Raw genomic sequence first — 21,833 nt, forward strand, 5'->3', positions numbered from 1 at the left:
TTTTCTTAGAAATTAAGCTCTTTCCTTAATTGATCTAAATATTCTTTACCTATTCCTTCTGCTCTCTTATCATAAAAGTCCTCAAAAGCTTTTTGAAAAGCTTCTTTATCAACATCTCTTACAATAGTCATACCTTTTTCTTCCATTTCATCAAGCATTTTTGGTTCTAAACTTGCGTTATTTTTTCTTGTAGCTTCACCTGCCTCAATAGCAGCTTCTTTTAAGATTTTTTGTTCTTCAGAATCCAATTTGTCATAAATGTTTTTTGATACACAAAGAATTAGAGGCGAATAAAAGTGTCCTGTCATGTTTAAATACTTTGCAATATCAGCAAATCCATTTGTGTAAATTACACTGACTGGTATATCCAACCCATCAATAGTACCCTGTTGTAAACCTGTTATAGTTTCTGACCAAGCCATTGGAACAGCATTTGTTCCGAGTTCTTGATATGTCGCTATATATGTATCTGTCTCCATACATCTGATTTTTAATCCATGAAAATCTTCCGGTTTTTTTACTTCATTTTTTAAAGTTACAAGATGTCTAAATCCCCCTTCACCATAAGCAAGACCTTCTATACCATATTCTTCATATCCTTTTAAAATATCATTTCCAAGTTTTCCATTCAAAACTTTAGAAGCCTCCTTACTATCTTTAAAAATAAAAGGCAAATCAAAAAGTCCTGCTTGTGGTATATATCCACTTATATAAGCGTTAGTCATTATTGCCATATCAGTTGTACCTATTTGCATTCCTGTAAACATTTCTCCTTCTTGCCCTAATTGTCCTGATCCTTTAATATCAATGACAATTTTTCCATTTGTTCTTTCTTTTACTATGTCTGAAAAAGTTTTTGCAAATATATAATATGGATCATTTTCGACAGGAGCCGTTGTAAAACCAATTTGAAATACTTTTTTCCCATTATCTTTTTTTGAACATCCCACTAACATAAAAACACAAATTAGTATTAAAAACACTTTCATTATTTTTTTCATTTTCATACTCCTTCCACAATAATCTTTGGTGTTTTCTTTAACATCTTTTCTATATTCTTGCAATCAACTCCTTTATTAATTAAAAATTCTATGCAGTCAACTAATGATTCAAACGGCGGTTTTTTTGTATAATATCCTCTATCCGTAGTTATGAATACATTATTAAAATTTAATTTATTCATAACGCCTAAAAACTCTTCCTCATCACAATCTCCATCATCAAAGTTTGCCCATACTTTTTCAATAAAAACTCCTTTTTTACCTAAAGTAACTTGAATATCTGTAGGAATCTTAGTTCTATTCCAATCCGGATGAGTTAAAACCACTTTTATATTTTTCTTAATTGCGTAATCACATACTTTTAAACTCTCTTCTAGACTGATATGACCTGTAGCTAATGTTGCATCATATTTTTTAACCACTTCAATAACATCTTTTAAAGCTTTTATTAGGTTACCTTTATCATCAATAACTGAGATGCCTTCTCTGTTAAAAAAATCACCCTTCATATTCCCATATTTAAGTGAGTTTTCTGCATCTCTAGTTGGTAACCAAACGATTCTGGCTCCCATTTTTAATGCACTTTCGCATGCATAAGGATTAATTCCACCCACTGTACTATTTAGAACAATACCTCCGTATGCTTTTGTGTAAAAATCAAAATGCTTGTTTATCAGTTCCGCTCTACCACTTGTTGGTTCATAATGATTTTTAATCAAAACTCCTGCCATTTTATATGTGCTAGCTTTTTTTATCAAATCAATATCATCAATGGACCTTTTAACATGAGAAGGAGCTGAATGCACATGCAAATCAAAAGACCCCTCAATAAGGCTATTTATTGTGTTTTTCATATAATTATCACTCCTTTATTCAACACTAACTTTAGCAAACCTTTTCATAAAAATAAAACAAGTATATTTTTAAAATCAACAATATTTAACTTGTGTTATCTTGCTTTATCTTGATATAATGTTGATAGGCAAATCATCATATTTTATTTTTATGTATTTTTTCAATATAATGTTTGTTGTTTGTGAATTTAATCAAGTTTTTTATTGTGAGGTGTGTTAATGACTCAAAATCAAAAAATTTTTTTGTTAGTTGCAGAAACTCTAAGTATAAGTAAAGCTGCAAAAAGAGCATTTGTAACTCAACAGTGCGTTAGCGATCATATTAAAAGAATCGAAGATGAGTACGGCACTGAATTGTTTCACAGAAGCCCTTATATGCATCTAACTCCTGCTGGTGAACTCGTATTTAACTCTTTAAATAATATAGATATGATAGAAAAAAACCTTATAAAAAGTATTTCTGATTTTTCTAATGAAAGGAAGGGCTCTTTTTCCGTTGGGATGAGTACAACAAGATCAAAACTACTCATACCACAGCTACTTAAAAGATACCATGAACTTTTTCCAAATGTTGAAATTTCATTTTTTAGTGGAGATACAAAGATTCTCGAAAAAAATTTATTACATAATAAATTAGATCTCTTTTTAGGAATAAATACTAGCCTGAATTTAAATCTTAAAATTGAACATGTATGCGAAGATTACTTATATTTAGTTATAAATAAAAAAATGTTTTTAAAATATTTTTCACAATATGAATTGAAAAGTTTTAAAAGAGGGGCTGATTTAAAGTATTTTGAAAATATACCTATGACTTTTTATAATGAAACCGGTGCTTTAAATAGAATATTACAGCAACACTTAATAACTCACGGAATAGAATTAAATAACGTTGTATGTCACACTAGTGAGTGCGATGTACAAATTGATCTTTGCTTAAATAATGTTACATCTGCTATTGTTCCAAAAATGCTTGCAAACAATTTTTTACAAAATGATGAGATTTATTTTTTCCCAATAAAAGACTTTAATTATCCTCTCCGTGTCGATATAGTATCAAATCCTTATCTAGAAAAACCTCTTTATTTAAAGGCTTTTATTAAACTTTTAAAAGAAGAATTGATAGAGTTCTCAAAAAATACTATATAAAAAAAGAAACTCTTGCAAAATTACATGCAAGAGTTTTTTTAATTCCTTGGAAGTCAACCAAGGCTTTTTTAAATTCCCTTTGTGTATAGATAGTAAGAGTAAATTGCTGGAATTATTCCACCAAGTATAAGTGGAACTAAAAAGACAATTTCACTTTTTAAAAATACTGAAAGGATTAGACAAAGTCCAATTATTACAAAGCAAATTCCACCAAGTCTATGAGTCCTTCGCCAGTTCTCGTCGCTGTTAAGAGTCCATGGTAGCTTTATCCCCATAGTGTAGTTCCTCTTTATCTTTGGAAGGTAGTTTCCAATGGCGATAAATAGAAGACCAATAAAAATTGGAAGTATCGTTGACACCTTTACCTCTCTTCCAAATCCTGCCATAACTGTTATTATATAAATCAAAAGCATTATTGCGGGCATGGAAAGCTTACTTATTGTCATTACAAGGTTAAATTGTTTCTTATTTTTTGGGTCACTGTCTAGCATAAAGCAGAGGAAGGCATTCATAAGTACAAGAAAGCCTTGAATTACTACCATAGCATGAAACTTTGAGCTATAGTCATCGGCTTCTCCTTGGAAATTCCAGTGAGTTGGAAGTTCTGCTGGCATCTTGTGGTAAAACAAGAGATTAAAAATTATTACAAGTAAAATTGATGCGATTATGGAAATTATTGAATCTTTTCTTAGTTTAAATTTATTTTTCATCTGGACCTCCTTTGAATTTCACAATCCATGTAAGTATTTCTTCGAAAACTGAAGTGTTGAGTTCGTAGTAAATAAAGTTTTTTTCTTTTTCTTCGTAAATTAGGTCTTGGTCTTTTAAAATCTTTAGGTGATGGGAGATCGTCGCCTTGGTTAGGTTAAACTTGTCAGCAATTTCTCCAGCATTCATCCTGCCCGACCTAAGCATATTTAAAATCTCTAGCCTAACGGGGTCTGACAAGGCCTTAAAGGTATCAGAAAACACTGGACCACTTCCCTTCCTTTAATTCTATTTTGATAATTATCTAAATGGTTAATTTAATTATATAAAATTTATTTTCCATGTCAAGACTATTTTGAAATTTATCTAAATAGTTCTTATTTTTATTATCCACGACTTTCTCCTTTCTGAGAATTTTATTTTTGCGAATCACTTACTTTCAATTTTTAAAGCTCATTAGCTTCTAAAATTTTAGAATTTATAAATCAACAAATACCTTCTTACATAATAAAAAATATTCTCTTCCACAAAAAATCAAAAATTTAACTTTAATTAACTTTTTAAACAAAAAATATAAATTTAACTTAAAATAATAAAAAGACTCTTCTCTTTCCTTACGATTAGATTAACTTATGGCACATTAATTTCTAAGAATGAAATAGTTTCCAGTATGTGGTATAATAAAGTTTAGAAGGTGAAATTATGATTCAAAGTTTAGTCAAGGCAGCTAATGTTTTAGACATCTTAAAAAGTGAAAATAGAGAGCTTACAATTGCAGAAATTTCTGAATTTTTAAATATACCCCCAAGCACTGCCCACAGAATTCTCTCCACCCTAATTGGGGTTGGATATGTGTCCAAGGACGAAAGGACCCATCTCTATGGTCTGGGACCTGCCCTAATACCCCTAGGCATTAAGGCATCCTCAAAGCTTGATCCACAAGCTGTTGGCAAGGCAGTCCTTGAAAACTTGTCTGACATGACTAATGAGGACTCTTATTTTGTCATAAAGTCTGGCGACAAGGGCCTCATGCTTTCCAAGGCTGAAGGCAAGCACTCCCTAAAGATTGTTGAAAATTTTGGAATAGAAATTGACCTCCACAAGGGAGCCATAAGAAAGACTATCTTGGCCTTTCAATCTGATGATTATATAAACTACTACTTAAAAAAGGACCTTTCCGACTACCTTGATGCACCTGTTGACAAGGAAGCTCTGAGGCATGATTTATTGCAAATAAGAAGCAATAAAATTTCTGTATCTGATTCAGAATACATTGATTCAGTTATTGGAATTGGAGCCCCTGTCTTTAACTACAAGGACCAACTTGTGGGAGCTATTGGAGTTGTCATTCCTAAGGAAAGGATCAACGAGGCTTCTAAAAAAGAATATATTAAGGCAGTGAAAAATGCTGGTATTGAATTTTCTAAAAATTTGGGCTATTCAGATTGATTATTAACTCTACTTTTTACAGTAGAGTTTTTTTTTGGACTTTTTATTTTTTTGAATTTAATTTTAATTAACTTATAAAGTCTTATTAAGCTACAAAGATTTATCAAGTTATAAGCTTTTATAAGCTCCTAATTTTTTATCGACTCATAAATTCTTATCAAGTCATTAATTTTTATCAACTCGTGGACTTTTATCATGTCACAAATTCCTATCAACTCACAAACTTTCATTAACTCATAAACTTTTACCAAGTCATAATTATTTATCAACTCACAAATTTTTATCAAGTCGCAAGATCCCATAAGCTCACCATATTTTATTATTGAAATCTTTCCAAGCTACTTCACAAGTCTAGCTTCTTTTAAAGGGCTTCTTTATTTGTTAAAATGTATCTGGGAGGTCATTATGCCAATACTTAGTTTAACGAATATAAAAAAATCCTATATTGATGAAGAAACTATTAGGGCTGGAAACCTAATAGTTGAGGACAAGGATAAAATTGGCCTTATTGGAATCAACGGAAGTGGCAAGTCCACTCTTTTTAATATAATCACAGAAAATCTCTCCTATGATGAAGGAGAAATTTTTAGGAAAAAAGATTTAAAGGTGGGTTACCTAGAGCAACAACTTAGCCTTCACACTGAGGGGTCCATTTACGACAACTGCCTTTCAATCTTTGCTGACCTAATAGAACTTGAAAAAAACTTGAGAAATCAAGAACACATAATTGCCGCCAACCCTGACAATCTCGACGAAGAGCTCATGAAGTATCAAAGGCTTCAAGATGAGTTTCACAAGAGGGATGGCTATTCTTATAATTCAAAGATAAGGGGAACCCTAATTGGTCTTGGATTCACAGAAGAGGACTTTGACAAGGACATCTCCACCCTATCTGGTGGACAAAAGTCTCGTGTGGCCCTAGCCATGCTCCTCCTTGAAGAGGCAGACCTGCTCCTACTTGACGAGCCTACCAACCACTTGGACATTGGGGCAATCTCTTGGCTTGAAAAATACTTAAAGGACATTGACAAGGCTGTCATTATAATCTCTCACGATAGGTACTTTTTAAACAACATTGTCTCCAAGATCGTCCTCTTGGAAAATGGGGAAACCAAATCCTACAAGGGCAACTACGATACCTACATGAGACAGAGGAAGAAAGACTTCGAAGTCTTGAAGAGGCAATATGAGGACCAGCAAAAGGAAATCAAGAGGCAGGAAGAGATTATAAAGAGGTATATGAATCTTGGCCGTGACAGGTTCATCAAACAGGGCAAGAGCCGTAAGAAGATGCTCGATAAGATGCAGAGGATTGAGATGCCGGCATCTAATAAGAAGACCAATCTCCACTTCACGCCAAAGAAAACTTCAGGCAAGGACGTCTTGGAGATCAAGGACCTTTCAAAGTCCTTTGGCGACCACTTAGTCTTCAAAGACCTTAATGCCTTTGTCTACAAAAACGACAAGATTGGGCTAATTGGTCCCAACGGTGTGGGCAAGTCCACCCTCTTTAAAATTATAGCCGGAGAAACTCCTCCAAGTTCTGGAGAAGTTAAACTTGGTTCTAATGTGGATGTTGCCTTTTTCTACCAAGAGCTTGACAACTTAAACCTAGACAATACTGTCATGGATGAAATTTGGGACGAGTTTCCAAAACTTGAGCACTTTCAAATTCGAAAATACCTGGCAGAATTTCTCTTTGTTGGCGACGACATCTTTAAGACAATCGACGAGCTTTCTGGTGGAGAGCGTGGAAGGCTGTCACTTTTAAAGATCATGCTAAAGGGTGCAAACTTTCTTGTTCTTGACGAACCTACAAACCACTTGGACATCGACTCCAAGGAAATCCTTGAAGACGCCCTCTTAAAGTACGATGGAACTGTCCTATCCATATCCCACGACAGGTACTTTTTAAATAAGACTGTTGATAAAATTTTTGAAATGACTGGGTCTGGGATCAACACCTACCTTGGCAACTACGATTATTATCTTGAAAAGACCACAGAGGTGGAAGGTCTTGAGGATGACTACAAGTCAAGGACAGAAATTGAAAAGGAAAAGCGTGAAGAGAGAGAAGAACGCAAAAAAAATAAGGCTCTTCGCAAGGAAAAAGAAAAAATTGAAAAAGAGATTTCAACAATCGAAGAAAAGTTATCCACAATAGACTCTAAACTTGCAGACTCTAACACTTACAGCGATTATCAACTAGCAAGTGATTTATCAATAGAGCGTGAAAGCCTTGCAAATACTTTAGAAGACCTTTATGGAAAATGGATGGAACTTGAGGATTGATGAAAATATTATAAAGTTTTTCTCCACAAGCCTACTTGTGATAAAGACTTTATCCCCAGCTTTATCCACATTATCCACAGGAATATGAACATCTGTCTTGAAAAGTTCTGCACAATTCATGCACATTTTGAAAATATTCTCATAAAACAAGTAAAATTTGCAATTTTACAAGAAATTTAAGATAACTTTATAAAAATTATACAATCTTATCCACAATTTCATAAAACTTATCCACTTTTGTGGGTAAAAAAAGAAAAGAGCTAAGAAAAAGCTCTTTTTTTCGTGCGGAATTTCAATTTTTGTGGATTAATTAACTTTACAGTCTTTTTATCATGTCCTCGGCTGGGTCTAGGATTTCTATGTCTGTTAATTTTTTAAATTCCTCTTTCATGTAGGGAAAGTGGGTGCAGGCAAGGACGATGCCATCTGGCACGCATTCCATTTTATTAAAAAAGTTAAAGAGGTCTCTAAGGTCCAGCTTCTTTACGATTTCTTCTGGCTGAGTCTTCTTTTCAATTTCTTCCACAAGACTTAGGATGCCAAGGGAAATTGTGTCCCTAAAGTTTTTTTCACAGACAAGGGCATCAACACCGTAGGCTGATTTTGAGTTTGCTGCAAGGATAATCAACTTCTTATACTTAGAGTCAAGTTCCTTGTAAAAGTCCAAGGGAGTGATTATTTGTATTGTCTGACGACGGGATAGGTCGTCGATGTCAATGGATGCCGAAAGAGAGTTGCAGTATATAAAAATTTTCTCTGCCCCCTTAGCCTTTGCATCCACAATTTTTTCTTCAACGAGCCTTGTCAAGTCTTCCCTTGAATAGTATTGAAGGAGGGACTGGTCCTTGGGGTTTTCAGAAATTGGATAGGACAAAGTTTCAAATCCCCTCTCCCTTAAGAGGTCTACCCCCATCCTTGTGTCTTCATGGGTCCCTGCGAATACTCCAACCTTCATCTTCTCACTCCTTAAAATAAATCCACTTTAATGCCTTGGGCAAGACCTTGTAACTTATCTCCCTTGCCCTGTAAATTTCTCCGTCAATGTTGTATAAAAATTCTTGGTCTGATGAAATCACTCCAGACCTTGTAATAATTTCTCTCACACCAGGCTTGCCCAGGTGGGCGCCCTTGCGATAGGACGAGAATAATTTTATAATCCCAAGGGGTCCCATCTCATCTGCCAAGATTAAATTCAAAAGTCCATCGTCTAGCCTTCCCCTTGGTGAGGGATTAAATCCGTTGCCATAATAGGATCCGTTGCAAAGTGCTGATACTAAAAATCTCCCAGTGATTTCTCTTTCTATGTCTTCTTGGTCCTTATAAGAAATTTTTAAATTTACAATTTCTAAATTTGCCACACTTTTTACAACCCCGTAGAGGTAGGCAAGCTTGCCTGAAATATTTTTCCTCTTCATGATGTCATAGGCGTACTTCAAAACATTGGTGTCAAAGCCAAGGCTCGTTACATTTATGCAAGTTTTTCCATTTACTTCTACTAAATCAATTGGCGAAATTTCATAATTAAAAATATTTGAAAGTTCAAAGGGTCTAAAGTTTTTGGAAAAGTCGTTGCCCGTTCCTCCTGGCACAAGTCCTAGGGCTGTATCACTAGCTCTAAGGACGCTGGCAACTTCTGATAGGGCACCGTCTCCAGCTTTTATAAATATGAGGTTGCCTCCTTTATCTCTGAAGTCCTCTGCAAAGGAGATTGTGTCTCCTGCTTTTTCTGTAATTTTTATTTCATCTTCCTTAAAATATTTTAAAAGTTCTCTCTCAAAATCCTTGTCACGACCCCTACCAGACTTAGAACTTATAATAAATAATTTTTTCATAATTCATCACTTGTCTTTTATTATAGTAAATCTTCCTTGCTTTTCCAATATTCTTAACCCAACTTGCCCTAAAGGACTTTTCTTTGATATTAACTAGGAGAATCTTCCCTAAAACCTGCATTTGCCTTGCTTAAAAATCTCTCTTAAATTATAATTTCTTTAAGCTTATTATTAAGGACGAGAGGGTCAAATGGAAAAAAACTATAAAAACCTTACAAAAATTTTATTTTTTATAACAAATCTTATTTTTTATAAGACTTCCCTTGGGAGTCCCACAAGTGACAAGGGCTTCTACGTATTAATTATCGCTATTATCTTAACAGGTCGTCTCGACTATTTTCTTTTAAAGCTCTATCCCAAGAAAAATTATAAATTCACTGTTACCGGTTTAAATATATTTTTTAAGATTGGACTTTCCATTTACTTTAGGGAGTTCCATTCCTTTAATATTTTTGGCAGACTTGGACTTGCAAGAGAAGCTGGCGGCGTCCTTCCAGTTATCTTTAAGGACTTTTCTCCTGCCTATGTCCTCATGATTTTATCTGGCATGGGTCTTGCCTACTTAATTAAAAATTATTACCAAGAAGAAGCCTTTAATAAGGAAAGATTTTATAAAGACCTTGGAATATTTTTTGCCCTTCTCATCCTGCCAGGACTTTTTATAAGACCCCTTAGGGGAACTGAAGTCTACACTTCAACTTTTTTATCTCCCCTTTATACAAGTATCCAAGCTAAGGAAGATGCAAAATTCTTAGAAAAGACTGACATAAAAAAATACTTTAGCTTACAAGAGACTAAGTCCAATGACTTTACAGGACTTGCAAAAGACAAAAATATAATTTTCATCCAGTGCGAATCTCTGCAAAATGCTGTGGTCAATAAAACTTATAATGGGGAAGAGATAACTCCTTTTTTAAATTCCTTGGTAAAGTCCAAGGGGTCCATCTATTTTGATAATTATTTTGAACTCCTTGGCTTTGGCAACACATCTGATGCTGAGTTCGTCTCCATGACTTCAGTCTATCCTACCCTTGACGGCCAGGCCTATTCTGTCTACAAGGACAAGAAAACTTATGGACTGCCAAAAATGGCCAAGAAGATGGGCTATGAAACAATAGCCATGCACGGCAACACCGGAAAATATTATGACAGGGAAGAAATCTATAAGGGCTTTGACTTTGACAAGATCTATCTGGGAGAAAGTTATGACCAGACTGACCAGGTAATGATGGGCCTATCAGACAAGTCCTTCTTCGACCAGTCCTTTGACAAGATAAAAGAAGTTGACGATGAAGGCAAAAAGTTTTTTGCCCTAATGGTGACTCTGACAACTCATACTCCCTACAATCTGCCAGAAGGCTTGCGAGAGATTCCAAAAGAAGCTGATGACAAGACAGACTTTGTCTACGACTATATTTCCTGTGCCCGCTACACCGACAGGGCCATGGAAGAATTTTTTGACAAGCTAGAAAAATCTGGCATCTTGGATAAGACTGTAATAGTTATTTACGGTGACCACCACGCATACACCCTTAACAATACAAAAAACAAAGAGTCTATGGAAGGCTGGTTGGGACGAGAAGTCGACTACGACGACATGATGAACATCCCCCTTGTCATTCACCTCCCTGGATTTAATAAAAATATTACAAGACACAGTGTTGGCTCACAAGTTGACCTCTATCCAACTATCCTAAACCTAATGGGTTGGGACAGAAAAGAAATTTCTACCTTTGGGATCGACCTACTTGGCTGGGGTAAGGAAATAGAAAATAACGCAGTCTATCCTCAAACCTACCTCTTGAAGGGTTCCTTTATCACATCAGACAAGGTCTTTGAATATTCTCGCGACGGAGTTTTTGAAAACTCTAGGCTGATTGACAGGAAGACGAGAAAGCCCCTTCCCCTTGATGAGGCAAGGAAGGAATCAGACTGGGCAAAGATATGTATCGACTACTGCAAGAACTTAATGACTAATGACAACTTAATAGAACTCGTGGAAAAAAATAAAGAAGACTGATTAAGGACCAGTCTTCTTTTCTTCTTTAAGTCTTAATATTCTAATAATCTCTAAAATAAATAGGATGAAAATTCCCAAAATAAAGCCATGGATTGAAAAATTATATAAGTTTAGTTGAGGGTTTCCACCAAAAGTCGTTGGCCCCATGACAATGGCATAGAGGGACCCTATGATCATGCCAAGTATAAGATACATCATCTTGCCTCGATTATTCCTCATCCTCTGTCTTATAATCCTTATGGACATAAAAATTCCAAAGAGGACTCCAAGGGTCATAACTATAAGTGGCATGAGCTTGTCAAAGTTAAACCTCACGACCTCTCCCAGAGCTTCAACTACAGGTATGTAAACTCCTGCTATGAGAAGTATTGATGAGCCAGATATTCCTGGCAAAACCATGGCAGAGATGGCAAGGCCACCTGCTAGAAAGAGGTAGATGTAGTCAAAGACATTGGGATTAATTAGGTCAAAATCCCCAATGAATTTTGACTTCCCCCTAAAGATTACTAAGACTACAACAATAAGAAGTCCGAGAAAGATAAAATAAAAATCTTCCTTGTTTTCCCTTAAAATTTTTATCTCAGTAGAAATTAAAAAGGGAAGGGACATAAGGGTTAGACCAAGAAAGACTGAAGTCATAAAGTAAATCTCCCTTTGAAAAAGTTCTGATAGGAAAAAAATACTCAATAGGAGTCCAAAGATCCAACCTAGGCCGAGGTTAAAGAGATACTTAAAGGCCTGCCTCCTCTTTTCTCCTTGGCTTCCAAAAAATTCGTGCAAGCTGTCTATAAATTTATCATAAAAACCTAGGATGAAGGCAAGGGTGCCCCCGCTGACTCCAGGCACAGAGTCGGCTATTGCCATGACCATCCCGTTAAAAAAATTAATTAACATAAATCCTCCCTTTGTCTATGATAACATTTAATTGTAAAAATTATTTTCAAAGGAGGAAATTTTACAAATTTTTAATATTCTTTAACAGATTAAAGGTTTATCCTTTAAAATCCTTTTTTTGTGGTATATAATAATTGATAAGAAATATTTTATTAAGTACATAAAAATTTGACAAGGAGGATAAACATGAAAGATAAAAAATTTTTAGGGATTTTAATAAGCATACTTCTTGGACTGGGACTTGTTACTTACACAAAGGACCCCTTCTTAAGCATCTTTATCTATATCTGCCTTGTAGCTGTCTATAAGTTAATAGGAGCTTTGGTTTTAGAAGCTAAATAAAGTCTAGAGGCTCGACAGAGTCTCTTTTTTATTTGGTTTTTCAAGCTAATAAAAAATTCCACTATCTCAAGTGGGAAAATTTTTGTAATTTATATGAGTAATTTTAATAATTTTTTATAAAAAGTATTAAAATGTCCTTAAGAATTTTAGGAGGAAGTATGAAGAATATAAACTTAGACGAACCAGTAGCAAGTCTCATTGAGAAATTTCCAAATTTAAAAAACATTTTAAAGGATTTAGGTTTTACTGAAATTACAAATCCCCTAGCCCTTTCTACTGTTGGAAAAATGGTTTCGATAAAAAAAGGAGCCAAGATAAAAAATATAGACTTGGATTTAATCAAAGAGAAATTAAGAGAAGAAGGCTTTAATCTAGTTGATGAAGAAATTGTTAATGATGATGGCAAAGAAGATAAGGATAGACTTGAACTTTTAAAATCTTATATCGAAAGACTTTCCAAGGGCGAAGACTTGGAAGCTGTTAGAAGTGATTTTGTAAAAAATTTTAAGGATGTATCTTCAAAGGAAATTGTCCATGCTGAACAAGAACTAATTATGAGTGGCCTTCCCCTAGAAAAGGTCCAAAAACTTTGCGACATCCACTCTGCACTTTTCCACGAAAGTAATATTGTAGATGAGAGTCAAAAGGATTTAGAAAAAATCCCAGGTCATCCCCTAAATATTTTAAGCTTAGAAAATAAAAAAATTAAATTTTTGGCTGACGAGGTTAAAAATAGCGAGGACAAGTTAGCTAGGATAAGAGAGCTTTTGAAAATAAATTCGCACTATGGGAAAAAGGCTGGACTTATTTATCCCCTTTTGAAAACAAAATACAATATTAGTGGTCCTAGCGATGTTATGTGGGCTGTTGATGATGAAATAAGAAGTGACCTATCACGCATTGTAAAGACAAATTCTTATAATGAAGAAAGCTTAAATAAACTTTTAGATAGGGTCTATGAAATGATATATAAGGAAGAAAATATCCTCTTCCCCCTTTTAAAAGAAAACTTCACAGAGGAAGAGTGGAATAAGATCTATGGCGACTTTGAAGAATATGGACTAGACCTTCTTGATGATGTCCCACTTTGGAAGGACTACAAGCCTAAAGAAATCCTACCAAAAGAAGAAGTTTCTTGTGGAAGCCTTGAATTCGAAACTGGAAGCTTAAAGATAAAGGAAGCCCTTCAAATTTTTAGGACCCTTGATGCCGAACTAACCTTTATAGATAAGGATGACTTTGTAAGATATTATTCTGAGGGTAAGGACAAAATATTTCCTAGACCTAAGTCATGTTTAAATAGAGATGTTGCCTCTTGTCATCCTCCAAAAGTTGTCCCAATGGTAAAGTCCTTGCTTGATGATTTCAAAAGCAAGAAGAGAGATCGTCTAGTTGTGTGTAGAGATATTAAGGGAAAGAAAATCCTAGTTAAGTACCTTGCAGTTTATGATGAAGCCGGTGCTTATATGGGCACCTTGGAAACAGTTGAGGATATAAGCAAATACTAATGATATGAAAAAAGCCCCCTTAGGGGCTTTTAATTAGGGATTTATTTCCTTAAAATTTAATCGGCATGAAGGTATTAACCTTTGTGCCGATTTTTATATGTCAATTTTCCCTATAAAGTTCCAATAAATCCAAATGGTCTGTTTCTTTAAATTTGTACCTGGAACTTTTTCTGATTGTTCTACATAAATCTTATCTACAAAAGTTCTAATTATTTCTTGATCAAGTTCTTTAATATCCGTGTATTTCTTTACTAGATTTAGAAAGGAGCATAATCGAACCCCTAAAATAAAAAATCTCCAACAATTCTGTAAGTGAGTTTTTGGAGATGTAAATATTTGATGCTTATGTTTTAGGAACAACCCATAAAATGATAGTATGAAGATAATCATAGAAATGTGATATAATAGATAAAAATATTGATGGAGGAAAATTATGGCTGTAAGTTACAAAAGATTACTACATATGATGATTGAAAAAGATATTTCAAATCAGGACTTAATAAGAGACGCCAAGATTTCTGCAAATATAATTACAAAAATACGAAATGGACAGTATATGGCTTTGGATAAAGTAGAAAGTATCTGTTTGGCTTTAGACTGTACACCTAATGATATATTGGAATTTATACCGGAGGAGGATAAGAATAATGGCTAATAAATATCAAGTCGAAGAAAAGGAAGGTAAAATTTATTGCCCATTAATAGATAAATGGTTAATTGCAAAACCCGAAGAGAGAGTAAGACAAAACTATATAGCATCACTTATAAATGATTATGGTTATTCATTAGAACAGATGGCACAAGAATTGAAAGTTAGCAATTCGCATCGTGGTCAAGGTAAGGCTCGTGCAGACATTGTAATTTGGAAAAACAAAGCAGATAAAGATGCAAAAAAATCTGCATTTATCGTGATAGAATGCAAAGCAGAAAATGTGAAAATTCATGTTGAAGATTACTATCAAGGGTTTAACTATGCTGCATGGGCTCATGCCGAATTTTTTGTTACTACGAATGAAAAAGAAACCAAATACTTCAATGTTGATCCTGCATATCTTCCACAAAAGCTTGAAGAAGTAGTTGCTATTCCTACCGCAAAAGGTGTTGACAATGCAAAAAAGATTGAACAAATAAAAAATCAGACTAAAACCTTTACTCGTGATGAATTTACCAAAATACTTCAGGCTTGCCATAACATAATTAGAAATAATGATAAACTTTCTCCTGAAGCTGCATTTGATGAAATAAGTAAACTTTTATTTATGAAGATTAGATATGAACGTCAGCAAAAAGGAACAAAGGTATTTACTAGAGAAGAATATATTGCACAGGCAGACAATTATGAAAAGAATGTACGACCGGGATTGAAAGCTGCAGGTATAGACTTGCCCTATATGCAGAATCTATTTAATACAACAAAAATAGAGTTTAAGGACGATCACCTTTTCGAGGAAAGTGATGAAATAAAAATTAGGGAAAATAGTTTTGTTCAGATTTTAGAAAAACTACAGAATTTTAATCTTTCTGATACACAAGATGATGTTAAAGGCATAGCTTTTGAACATTTCCTTGGCACAACTTTCAGAGGCGAATTAGGTCAATTTTTTACACCTCGTACCATTGTTGATTTTATGACAGAAATTCTTGATCCACAAGAAGGTGAAATTATATGTGACCCAACTTGTGGGTCAGGAGGATTTCTTATTAAAGCCTTTGAATATGTTCGTGAAAAAATAGAACATGATATTAAAGAAAAGAAAGATGTACTTCGTAAATCTTTAGAAGGTGATAATTTTGATACTAAATCTGAGCAGGAACAGGCTGAAATTAGTGAGAAAATTGATGTTATGCAGGCTGCATTAAATACCGAACTTGACACAAGTGTTGAAAACAGTCGTATGTATAATCTTTCACGCAATTGTATCTACGGTACAGATGCAAATCCTAGAATGGCAAGAACTTCTAAAATGAATATGATTATGCATGGTGATGGTCATGGTGGTGTTCATCATCATGATGGTTTACTTAATGTTAATGGTATTTTTGAAGAGAGATTTGATGTGATCTTGACTAATCCTCCATTTGGTCAAAATGTTGATAAAAACCAGCTAATTTCTGACGCAGACAAGTTTACCGATGAAGAAATTAAGAAAAAGTATAAAAAGAAGTATGGTGTGGCATATGATGAGGCTTTAAAGCAAGTAGATAACAATATTGGAAAAACCCTATTGTCTCTTTATGACCTTGGTAGCACATCTACCCTGACAGAAGTACTTTTTATGGAAAGATGCCTACGCCTTCTAAAAAAAGGCGGACGTATGGGAATGGTACTTCCAGAAGGCGTGCTTAATAATAAAAATCTGCAGGCTGTCAGAGAATATTTTGAGGGAAAAGCTAAAATTATTCTTATTTGCTCAATTCCACAGGATGTATTTATCGCAGCAGGCGCAACAGTAAAACCAAGCTTGGTTTTTATGCGTAGATTTACATCTGATGAAGAATTGGAATACAATAAGTGTAAAGTTGATGCCTTAGCGGAGATTACTTCTATACACCAAGCTGAGATTGATGCAATAAAAGATGCTATCGATAACACAATTAGCCTTACAGAATCTCTAAAGGCTGACTTAAAGAAATCACAGGCAAGACTTAGACAAACTAAAAAAAATAATAAAAATACACATTTGATTGATACAGAAATAGCAGCTATTAAAAAAGAACAAATTGAAAATAGGCTGAATAAGAAAACTAATGAAAAAGAATTAAAAGGCCTCTATAAGTTAATCGAAGAAGAAACTAAACCCTTGGTAAAGAAGAAATTTGATTACGAGATTCCAATTGCTAAGATTGATGATGCAGGTATTACAACAACCGGTACTGCATCTGAAGGGAACCAGCTACCACAGTTAGTAAGTGAATATTTTACCTATAGAATGCAGAACGATTTATGGGCGCTTGTAAACAACAACATTTCTTATGTTCTAAATAGTAATAATTTGTACTGTAGAAGTATTCTTGGTCAGGAGGTGGTGTTGAATGAGCAATAAGTCGGCACTACTTTCTACCGTATTGTTCTCATCGTTTACCCAATGGGATGTAAAGCAATTCTTTTTTGAAAAGATTCTTTCGAAATATCCTGTAGAAGAGTTAGGAAAACACTTAGTTCATCAAACTAAAAAGGTTCAGTTGTCTGATGAACCTGATAAAGAATTTACCATACTTGGTGTTTCAAACAAAATAGGTATGTTTGATGCTTCAGTTGAAAAAGGACATAAGATAAAACAAAAATATCATAAAGTTGAAGATAACTGGTTAGCATATAATCCGTATCGAATTAATGTTGGTTCGATTGGTATAAAAACATAGGAATTAAAAGGTGGGTACATTAGTCCAGCATATGTTGTTTTTAGTTGTAAAGATACAATTCTACCAGAATTTCTTTGGTTAATGATGAAGTGTAATTTTTTTAATAAGCTTATCAAAGATTCAACAACTGGTTCTGTCAGACAAACTTTGCACTTTGACAAATTCGCATCTATTAAAGCCCCTATACCTTCTGTAACTGAACAGCAGAAAATTCTTGATTCGTATCATTCAAAACTTTATGAGGCAGAAGAAAATATTAATAAGGGTGATAATTATAGTAATGGCATATTACTAAGTGTACAGTCGGATGTATCCAGCTTGAAGAATGAAATAAAAAATGAAAAACCTTACTCATCAATTTTACAAATAATACCTTTTTCATCTACTAGAAGATGGGAAGTTGGATATATTCAAAAAGAAGGTAGATTAGGAACTATATATAACAGTTTCAAATATCCAGAATATAAAATTAACGATTTGAAAAAAGAATCACTTTTTGGTCTTTCTGTGAAGGCATCTTTGGATAAAAAAAAGGGAATGATTCCGGTGCTGAGGATATCAAATGTAGTTAAAGGGGAAATTGACTTTTCAGAGTTAAAATATTTGCCTGCAGATTGTGCAACAAATACAAAAGAACCTAATAAATGGATTTTACGCAAAGGTGATTTTCTAATAACAAGGACAAATGGTAGTAAGGATCTGGTAGGGAAATCCGCAATATTTAATAGTGATGAAACATACACATATGCATCATACCTTATAAGATATCGTTTTGATACAAATTTAGTATTACCTGAATTTGTAAATATATTATTTATGACACCTTTGGTTAGAGAACAAATTGCAGTTATGCGCAGGCAAGGCGGCGGTCAATATAATTTAAATAGTGATGAAATTGGAGCTATCCGAATTCCAATTCCTTCAATACCTATTCAAGAACAAATAATAAAAAAGTTCTTTGATGCAAGGGATGGAGCGAATATTTACTACAAAAAAGCAAAACAATGCAGACAAGAGGCTTTAGATAATTTTGAATTAGAAATTTTTTCATAATTAATAAAGCTGTGTAGGAGATAGATTTTCTCCTAATAGAAACACACTAATTAAAGGCAAATTTAAACTACAAACAATATGTAAATAAAAAAGATATATAGCAGCTCTGTTATACACATTTACTAACAGAATCATAACCACCGGCTAAGCCGGTGGTTTGTTTTGCCCCTATAAGGGGCTGTTACCGGCAGCATTCCATGCTTTGAACTTTCTATCTCGTGCACCATTTTTCACAGCTGGTGCTAAAGCACCTTATTTTTTGCTTTTGTTCACTTGCTCACCCGTAAATGGGTCTATAAATTCTTTTATACTTATTTGATCTGCCATGTAATCTTCTTTTAATTGATTTCTTATATATTCTTGTATCTTTTTCGCATTCTTTCCTGCTGTGTCTACATAATATCCTCTACACCAAAAGTGTCTATTCCCCTATTTATATTTTAAATTCGCATGCCTATCAAATATTATTAGACTACTTTTACCTTTTAAATATCCTATTGTTTGAGATATGCTATATTTTGGTGGGATTTCCAACAAAATATGAATGTGGTCTGGGCAGCATTCCGCTTCTATTATATTTATTCCTTTTCTATCACATAAATCTCTTAATATTTTCCTATATCTTGTTTTAATCTTCCATAAATTACTTGTCTCCTATATTTTGGAGCAAATACTACGTGATACTTACAATTCCAGGATGTATGTGATAAACTATTTTTATCCATTTTAGGATACCTCCCTTTTCTATTTATGCTACTGCCAGTAACATATCTAGTTTATCACGGGAGGTTTTTTGCTTGAAGCTAAAGCTAGTATTCCTACAACCAGCATAGCTGGTGGTTTATTCATGCTAAAGCGTACAAAAAAGCACACAGTTTTTTATATCTGTGTGTTTTTTTGTCGCTTAAAGGTTATAAATTTAATATATTTTTCATAAATCTCTAAACTGAACACTCCTTTTACGTGGAGATGGGTTCTTATACTAAACGAATTCCTAGCATCCATTCCACATTTAGTAGTCTTTACTACTATCACACACTCTCGATTTACAAAACACACAGGAATTAACCTTTATTATTATCTGAATTGATTTTTAATCTAAGAATATACAGTAAAGAATATGCCCTGTTATACAAGTATTCTATAAACTGTGGATCATTTAAAGCTTCTCTATGTTCTTTGGCGGCGTTTAAATAGTCATTATGTCTTATATCAAAATACTCATTTGACAATTTCATCAATTCGTTTAGCTCAGATTTTATTACAGAATAAACCTTAGAATTCTCGTCTTGGTTTACAGATTTTGCAAGTGATGCATATTGCAAATTTCTATTACCTTCCTGCTTTGATATCAAATACTGCAAGGAATCTATTATAAAATCTAATCCACTTTTCTTTTCCATGCGATCCTTGCTGTTTATCATTTGTTCAGAAAACTGTATTTTCCTTTCAAACATTTTATAGTCAACAATTTTATCAACTTCAAAAGATGTCTTATAACCTTGTTTTAACAGAATTCCATATTGCAATCTATAAGGTAATTTAAATATTTTTAACCTTTCATTAACTTCTATTGTAAATTGGTAATGGTGTTTACCTTCATTTATTATCCAATATTTATACGCTATTTCTAAAAAAGTTTTTATATCCTCTATATCTCCCAAGTTTGCCTTGAGTGAATTTGGATATTCTATTCCTCTATATAATTGGAATTCATAATTATAATCTAAGTTAAGATAATATGTTCCACCATTCCAGTTATCCCATCTTATATATTGATCTTTTAGTAGATCTTTAGAGGGTAACTCATTTTCAAACCATAACAAAAAAGAAGCCCAAAATCTTTTGATATTTCTATTTTCATCACTTCCCTCTTCTGGAATCTTTATTCCGTTATTAATTAAATACAACCTAAGTAATGAAATAGTCGTATTTGCATCCCTAATTTCAGTACCCGATCTCAATAAAACACTATTTTGAATTTCAGGTATTTCATTCTGAAGAACATTAGCAATCTCAACGATTAAATCAAAAATATCATCTTCTAATAGTTCACTATTTTTCCAATCCTGTATCCTTTTTATATAATCTAAAATAAATTCAGCTTTTAATTCATTCAAATTCAACACCACCCTTATAATTAATATTACATTATACATTTGATTCAAAAATCTTACTACAAAAACCATCGTTTTAAATAAAATGTTAAGTACATAATAAAAGTAAAGAAAGCCTACTTAGTGTGTTTGTTTACACTTTGTAGACTTTCTTCTTTTGTATCGCTTAAAGGCTATCAGTTAAACTTAATTTCCATAAATCCCTAACCGAACGTTCCTTTAGGGGCTTTTATTTTATGATATTAAGTATTGTGTCACAGGATTTTTTAATATCTTCATTAAAAACTTTATAAAAAATTCCCTCCTTATTTATAGAGTAATTGGCGTCATAGTATTTTATTATCAAGTCTTTAATTATAAGATCGAAGTTTTCTTCATCCAGCAACTTCAAATAATTTTCGTATCTCTTTGCACTTATATATCTCCTTAAATTTTCAAATGCCGAGATAAGCTCTTCTTTTTTCTCCAATCCATAGTCAGTTAAATAGTCGGACTTAATTCGCTCTATTCTTCTTTCAATTGTGTCCTCAATTAAAAAAACTTTATCAGTCTGCCCCATAGCCTTTATAAGTTCCCCAGGAAGATTTATGCTTCCTATACGTGAGGACTCTCCTTCTACAAAGACCGGACCTTGTTTAAAACTTTTAAAGCTTTCCATAAGGTCTGACTCAAAGGTCTTTTGAGAAGGCTGCAAGCCCATGCCTACTCCCCCAAAGAGGGATCCTCTATGTCTTGCAAGTCCTTCAAGGTCAAGGACATTCTCCCCTCGCTTCCTTAGCTCTTTTAAAATTTCCGTCTTACCACAGCCAGTATAGCCTTTAAGGACCACATACTTGTAATCCTTAAGAGTCCCCATAAAGTTAAGGACATATTTTCTATATGACTTGTATCCGTGATCTAACTTGTAGACCTTGTGTCCCAAGGTCTTTAAGAGATTAAAAAGTGCAGTAGAACGAAAACCTCCCCTGGAACAAAAGAGGACAACTTCATGGTCTTCTTCCATTTGAGAAATGCGCCTATAGTAATCCGTAAGCTTAGGTGCAAAGAACTCCACACCTTTTTCCTTTGCTCCCTTTATATCTCCTGACACATAGAGAGTACCTACAATTTTTCTCTCCTCATTTGAAAGTAGGGGCATGGATATTGCTCCTAAAATTGTCCCCTCTTCAAACTCTCCTTCACTTCGCAAGTCGATAAAGAGAGGATTTTTAAATTTTAAAATTTCTTCATAATCTGTTGCTTTAAACATAG

General features: G+C 33.7%; 21 protein-coding genes and 1 pseudogene. 10 read left to right on the forward strand and 12 right to left on the reverse strand.

What is annotated here, in order from left to right:
- Positions 1-5 precede the first annotated feature (5 nt).
- On the reverse strand, positions 6-1,001 hold the full coding sequence (gene dctP, locus ACWPVO_RS05325; RefSeq protein WP_454207038.1) for a TRAP transporter substrate-binding protein DctP: 996 nt from the start codon (positions 999-1,001) through the stop codon (positions 6-8).
- A 2-nt stretch (positions 1,002-1,003) separates the two neighbouring features.
- Complete coding sequence (locus ACWPVO_RS05330) at positions 1,004-1,855, reverse strand: DUF6282 family protein (protein WP_454207040.1); 852 nt, start codon at positions 1,853-1,855, stop codon at positions 1,004-1,006.
- Positions 1,856-2,074: 219 nt separating this feature from the next.
- Here ACWPVO_RS05330 and ACWPVO_RS05335 point away from each other — a divergent pair, with 219 nt between their 5' ends.
- Positions 2,075-3,004, forward strand: a complete 930-nt coding sequence (locus tag ACWPVO_RS05335) for a LysR family transcriptional regulator (RefSeq protein ID WP_412446213.1) — start codon at positions 2,075-2,077, stop codon at positions 3,002-3,004.
- Positions 3,005-3,072: 68 nt separating this feature from the next.
- Here the strand turns inward: ACWPVO_RS05335 and ACWPVO_RS05340 are convergent, their stop codons facing one another.
- Together ACWPVO_RS05340 and ACWPVO_RS05345 are read right to left on the reverse strand one after the other, a co-directional pair.
- On the reverse strand, positions 3,073-3,714 hold the full coding sequence (locus ACWPVO_RS05340) for an SdpI family protein (RefSeq protein WP_454207042.1): 642 nt from the start codon (positions 3,712-3,714) through the stop codon (positions 3,073-3,075).
- On the reverse strand, positions 3,704-3,976 hold the full coding sequence (locus tag ACWPVO_RS05345) for an autorepressor SdpR family transcription factor (RefSeq protein WP_005955259.1): 273 nt from the start codon (positions 3,974-3,976) through the stop codon (positions 3,704-3,706). Before ACWPVO_RS05345 ends, ACWPVO_RS05340 begins: the two co-directional genes overlap by 11 nt.
- A 438-nt stretch (positions 3,977-4,414) precedes the next feature.
- Here ACWPVO_RS05345 and ACWPVO_RS05350 point away from each other — a divergent pair, with 438 nt between their 5' ends.
- The gene (locus ACWPVO_RS05350; protein WP_454207044.1) at positions 4,415-5,161 is read left to right on the forward strand and encodes an IclR family transcriptional regulator; all 747 of its coding nucleotides are present in this window, start codon (positions 4,415-4,417) and stop codon (positions 5,159-5,161) included.
- A gap of 128 nt (positions 5,162-5,289) precedes the next feature.
- Here the strand turns inward: ACWPVO_RS05350 and ACWPVO_RS05355 are convergent, their stop codons facing one another.
- The gene (locus tag ACWPVO_RS05355; RefSeq protein ID WP_454207046.1) at positions 5,290-5,463 is read right to left on the reverse strand and encodes a hypothetical protein; all 174 of its coding nucleotides are present in this window, start codon (positions 5,461-5,463) and stop codon (positions 5,290-5,292) included.
- A gap of 103 nt (positions 5,464-5,566) precedes the next feature.
- On the opposite strand from ACWPVO_RS05355, the gene abc-f reads away from it, so the two are divergent.
- Positions 5,567-7,453, forward strand: coding sequence for a ribosomal protection-like ABC-F family protein (gene abc-f / locus ACWPVO_RS05360; protein ID WP_454207048.1), 1,887 nt, complete (start codon positions 5,567-5,569; stop codon positions 7,451-7,453).
- A gap of 316 nt (positions 7,454-7,769) precedes the next feature.
- Here abc-f and ACWPVO_RS05365 read toward each other — a convergent pair whose 3' ends face one another.
- Together ACWPVO_RS05365 and ACWPVO_RS05370 are read right to left on the reverse strand one after the other, a co-directional pair.
- Positions 7,770-8,408, reverse strand: coding sequence for an aspartate/glutamate racemase family protein (locus ACWPVO_RS05365; protein ID WP_454207050.1), 639 nt, complete (start codon positions 8,406-8,408; stop codon positions 7,770-7,772).
- Between the two features lie 4 nt (positions 8,409-8,412).
- Entirely contained in the window at positions 8,413-9,285 is an 873-nt protein-coding gene (locus tag ACWPVO_RS05370; RefSeq protein ID WP_454207052.1) for a diacylglycerol/lipid kinase family protein, read from the reverse strand.
- 190 nt (positions 9,286-9,475) lie between these two features.
- Here ACWPVO_RS05370 and ACWPVO_RS05375 point away from each other — a divergent pair, with 190 nt between their 5' ends.
- Positions 9,476-11,305: an LTA synthase family protein gene (locus ACWPVO_RS05375; RefSeq protein WP_454207054.1), complete on the forward strand. Its 1,830-nt coding sequence runs from the start codon at positions 9,476-9,478 to the stop codon at positions 11,303-11,305.
- Here ACWPVO_RS05375 and ACWPVO_RS05380 read toward each other — a convergent pair whose 3' ends face one another.
- Positions 11,306-12,199, reverse strand: a complete 894-nt coding sequence (locus ACWPVO_RS05380; protein ID WP_454207056.1) for a DUF368 domain-containing protein — start codon at positions 12,197-12,199, stop codon at positions 11,306-11,308.
- 186 nt (positions 12,200-12,385) lie between these two features.
- Between ACWPVO_RS05380 and ACWPVO_RS05385 the strand changes: the two genes are divergently transcribed.
- Complete coding sequence (locus tag ACWPVO_RS05385; RefSeq protein WP_195445236.1) at positions 12,386-12,541, forward strand: hypothetical protein; 156 nt, start codon at positions 12,386-12,388, stop codon at positions 12,539-12,541.
- A gap of 158 nt (positions 12,542-12,699) precedes the next feature.
- Positions 12,700-14,049 (forward strand): DUF438 domain-containing protein, encoded by a 1,350-nt coding sequence (locus ACWPVO_RS05390; protein WP_454207058.1) that lies wholly within the window; start codon positions 12,700-12,702, stop codon positions 14,047-14,049.
- Positions 14,050-14,142: 93 nt separating this feature from the next.
- Here ACWPVO_RS05390 and ACWPVO_RS05395 read toward each other — a convergent pair whose 3' ends face one another.
- Positions 14,143-14,439, reverse strand: a complete 297-nt coding sequence (locus ACWPVO_RS05395; protein WP_245149834.1) for a DUF4368 domain-containing protein — start codon at positions 14,437-14,439, stop codon at positions 14,143-14,145.
- Between the two features lie 43 nt (positions 14,440-14,482).
- Here ACWPVO_RS05395 and ACWPVO_RS05400 point away from each other — a divergent pair, with 43 nt between their 5' ends.
- Genes ACWPVO_RS05400 through ACWPVO_RS05415 form a run of 4 tightly spaced genes read left to right on the forward strand, consistent with a single transcriptional unit; the run spans position 14,483 to position 18,465 of the window.
- Complete coding sequence (locus tag ACWPVO_RS05400; protein ID WP_085875499.1) at positions 14,483-14,704, forward strand: helix-turn-helix domain-containing protein; 222 nt, start codon at positions 14,483-14,485, stop codon at positions 14,702-14,704.
- Positions 14,697-17,093 carry an N-6 DNA methylase gene (locus ACWPVO_RS05405; protein WP_454207060.1) on the forward strand — a complete coding sequence of 799 codons (2,397 nt, stop codon included), beginning with the start codon at positions 14,697-14,699 and terminating at the stop codon, positions 17,091-17,093. The genes ACWPVO_RS05400 and ACWPVO_RS05405 overlap by 8 nt, the downstream gene beginning before the upstream one ends.
- Positions 17,083-17,412, forward strand: coding sequence for a hypothetical protein (locus ACWPVO_RS05410; RefSeq protein WP_454207062.1), 330 nt, complete (start codon positions 17,083-17,085; stop codon positions 17,410-17,412). Before ACWPVO_RS05405 ends, ACWPVO_RS05410 begins: the two co-directional genes overlap by 11 nt.
- 18 nt (positions 17,413-17,430) lie before the next feature.
- On the forward strand, positions 17,431-18,465 hold the full coding sequence (locus tag ACWPVO_RS05415) for a restriction endonuclease subunit S (protein WP_454207194.1): 1,035 nt from the start codon (positions 17,431-17,433) through the stop codon (positions 18,463-18,465).
- Positions 18,466-18,717: 252 nt separating this feature from the next.
- Here ACWPVO_RS05415 and tnpA read toward each other — a convergent pair.
- The 3 genes and pseudogenes from tnpA to mnmH form a co-directional block, all read right to left on the reverse strand.
- Positions 18,718-19,190 (reverse strand): annotated as a pseudogene (tnpA, locus tag ACWPVO_RS05420) (IS200/IS605 family transposase).
- A gap of 339 nt (positions 19,191-19,529) precedes the next feature.
- Positions 19,530-20,585 (reverse strand): hypothetical protein, encoded by a 1,056-nt coding sequence (locus tag ACWPVO_RS05425; RefSeq protein ID WP_413012776.1) that lies wholly within the window; start codon positions 20,583-20,585, stop codon positions 19,530-19,532.
- Positions 20,586-20,811: 226 nt separating this feature from the next.
- The gene (gene mnmH, locus ACWPVO_RS05430) at positions 20,812-21,831 is read right to left on the reverse strand and encodes a tRNA 2-selenouridine(34) synthase MnmH (protein WP_454207065.1); all 1,020 of its coding nucleotides are present in this window, start codon (positions 21,829-21,831) and stop codon (positions 20,812-20,814) included.
- Between the last annotated feature and the right edge of the window lie 2 nt (positions 21,832-21,833).

It is taken from the genome of Peptoniphilus sp. Marseille-Q6390, from assembly GCF_965119475.1.

Excerpts from the sequence above, each read along its gene's own strand:
- abc-f (WP_454207048.1), top strand. The coding sequence starts at position 5,567 with ATGCCAATACTTAGTTTAACGAATATAAAAAAATCCTATATTGATGAA.
- ACWPVO_RS05355 (WP_454207046.1), bottom strand. The coding sequence starts at position 5,463 with ATGGGATCTTGCGACTTGATAAAAATTTGTGAGTTGATAAATAATTAT.
- ACWPVO_RS05410 (WP_454207062.1), top strand. The coding sequence starts at position 17,083 with ATGAGCAATAAGTCGGCACTACTTTCTACCGTATTGTTCTCATCGTTT.
- ACWPVO_RS05400 (WP_085875499.1), top strand. The coding sequence starts at position 14,483 with ATGGCTGTAAGTTACAAAAGATTACTACATATGATGATTGAAAAAGAT.
- ACWPVO_RS05390 (WP_454207058.1), top strand. The coding sequence starts at position 12,700 with ATGAAGAATATAAACTTAGACGAACCAGTAGCAAGTCTCATTGAGAAA.
- ACWPVO_RS05405 (WP_454207060.1), top strand. The coding sequence starts at position 14,697 with ATGGCTAATAAATATCAAGTCGAAGAAAAGGAAGGTAAAATTTATTGC.
- mnmH (WP_454207065.1), bottom strand. The coding sequence starts at position 21,831 with ATGTTTAAAGCAACAGATTATGAAGAAATTTTAAAATTTAAAAATCCT.
- ACWPVO_RS05395 (WP_245149834.1), bottom strand. The coding sequence starts at position 14,439 with ATGATTATCTTCATACTATCATTTTATGGGTTGTTCCTAAAACATAAG.
- dctP (WP_454207038.1), bottom strand. The coding sequence starts at position 1,001 with ATGAAAAAAATAATGAAAGTGTTTTTAATACTAATTTGTGTTTTTATG.
- ACWPVO_RS05365 (WP_454207050.1), bottom strand. The coding sequence starts at position 8,408 with ATGAAGGTTGGAGTATTCGCAGGGACCCATGAAGACACAAGGATGGGG.
- ACWPVO_RS05385 (WP_195445236.1), top strand. The coding sequence starts at position 12,386 with ATGAAAGATAAAAAATTTTTAGGGATTTTAATAAGCATACTTCTTGGA.
- ACWPVO_RS05350 (WP_454207044.1), top strand. The coding sequence starts at position 4,415 with ATGATTCAAAGTTTAGTCAAGGCAGCTAATGTTTTAGACATCTTAAAA.
- ACWPVO_RS05340 (WP_454207042.1), bottom strand. The coding sequence starts at position 3,714 with ATGAAAAATAAATTTAAACTAAGAAAAGATTCAATAATTTCCATAATC.
- ACWPVO_RS05330 (WP_454207040.1), bottom strand. The coding sequence starts at position 1,855 with ATGAAAAACACAATAAATAGCCTTATTGAGGGGTCTTTTGATTTGCAT.
- ACWPVO_RS05335 (WP_412446213.1), top strand. The coding sequence starts at position 2,075 with ATGACTCAAAATCAAAAAATTTTTTTGTTAGTTGCAGAAACTCTAAGT.
- ACWPVO_RS05375 (WP_454207054.1), top strand. The coding sequence starts at position 9,476 with ATGGAAAAAAACTATAAAAACCTTACAAAAATTTTATTTTTTATAACA.
- ACWPVO_RS05380 (WP_454207056.1), bottom strand. The coding sequence starts at position 12,199 with ATGTTAATTAATTTTTTTAACGGGATGGTCATGGCAATAGCCGACTCT.
- ACWPVO_RS05370 (WP_454207052.1), bottom strand. The coding sequence starts at position 9,285 with ATGAAAAAATTATTTATTATAAGTTCTAAGTCTGGTAGGGGTCGTGAC.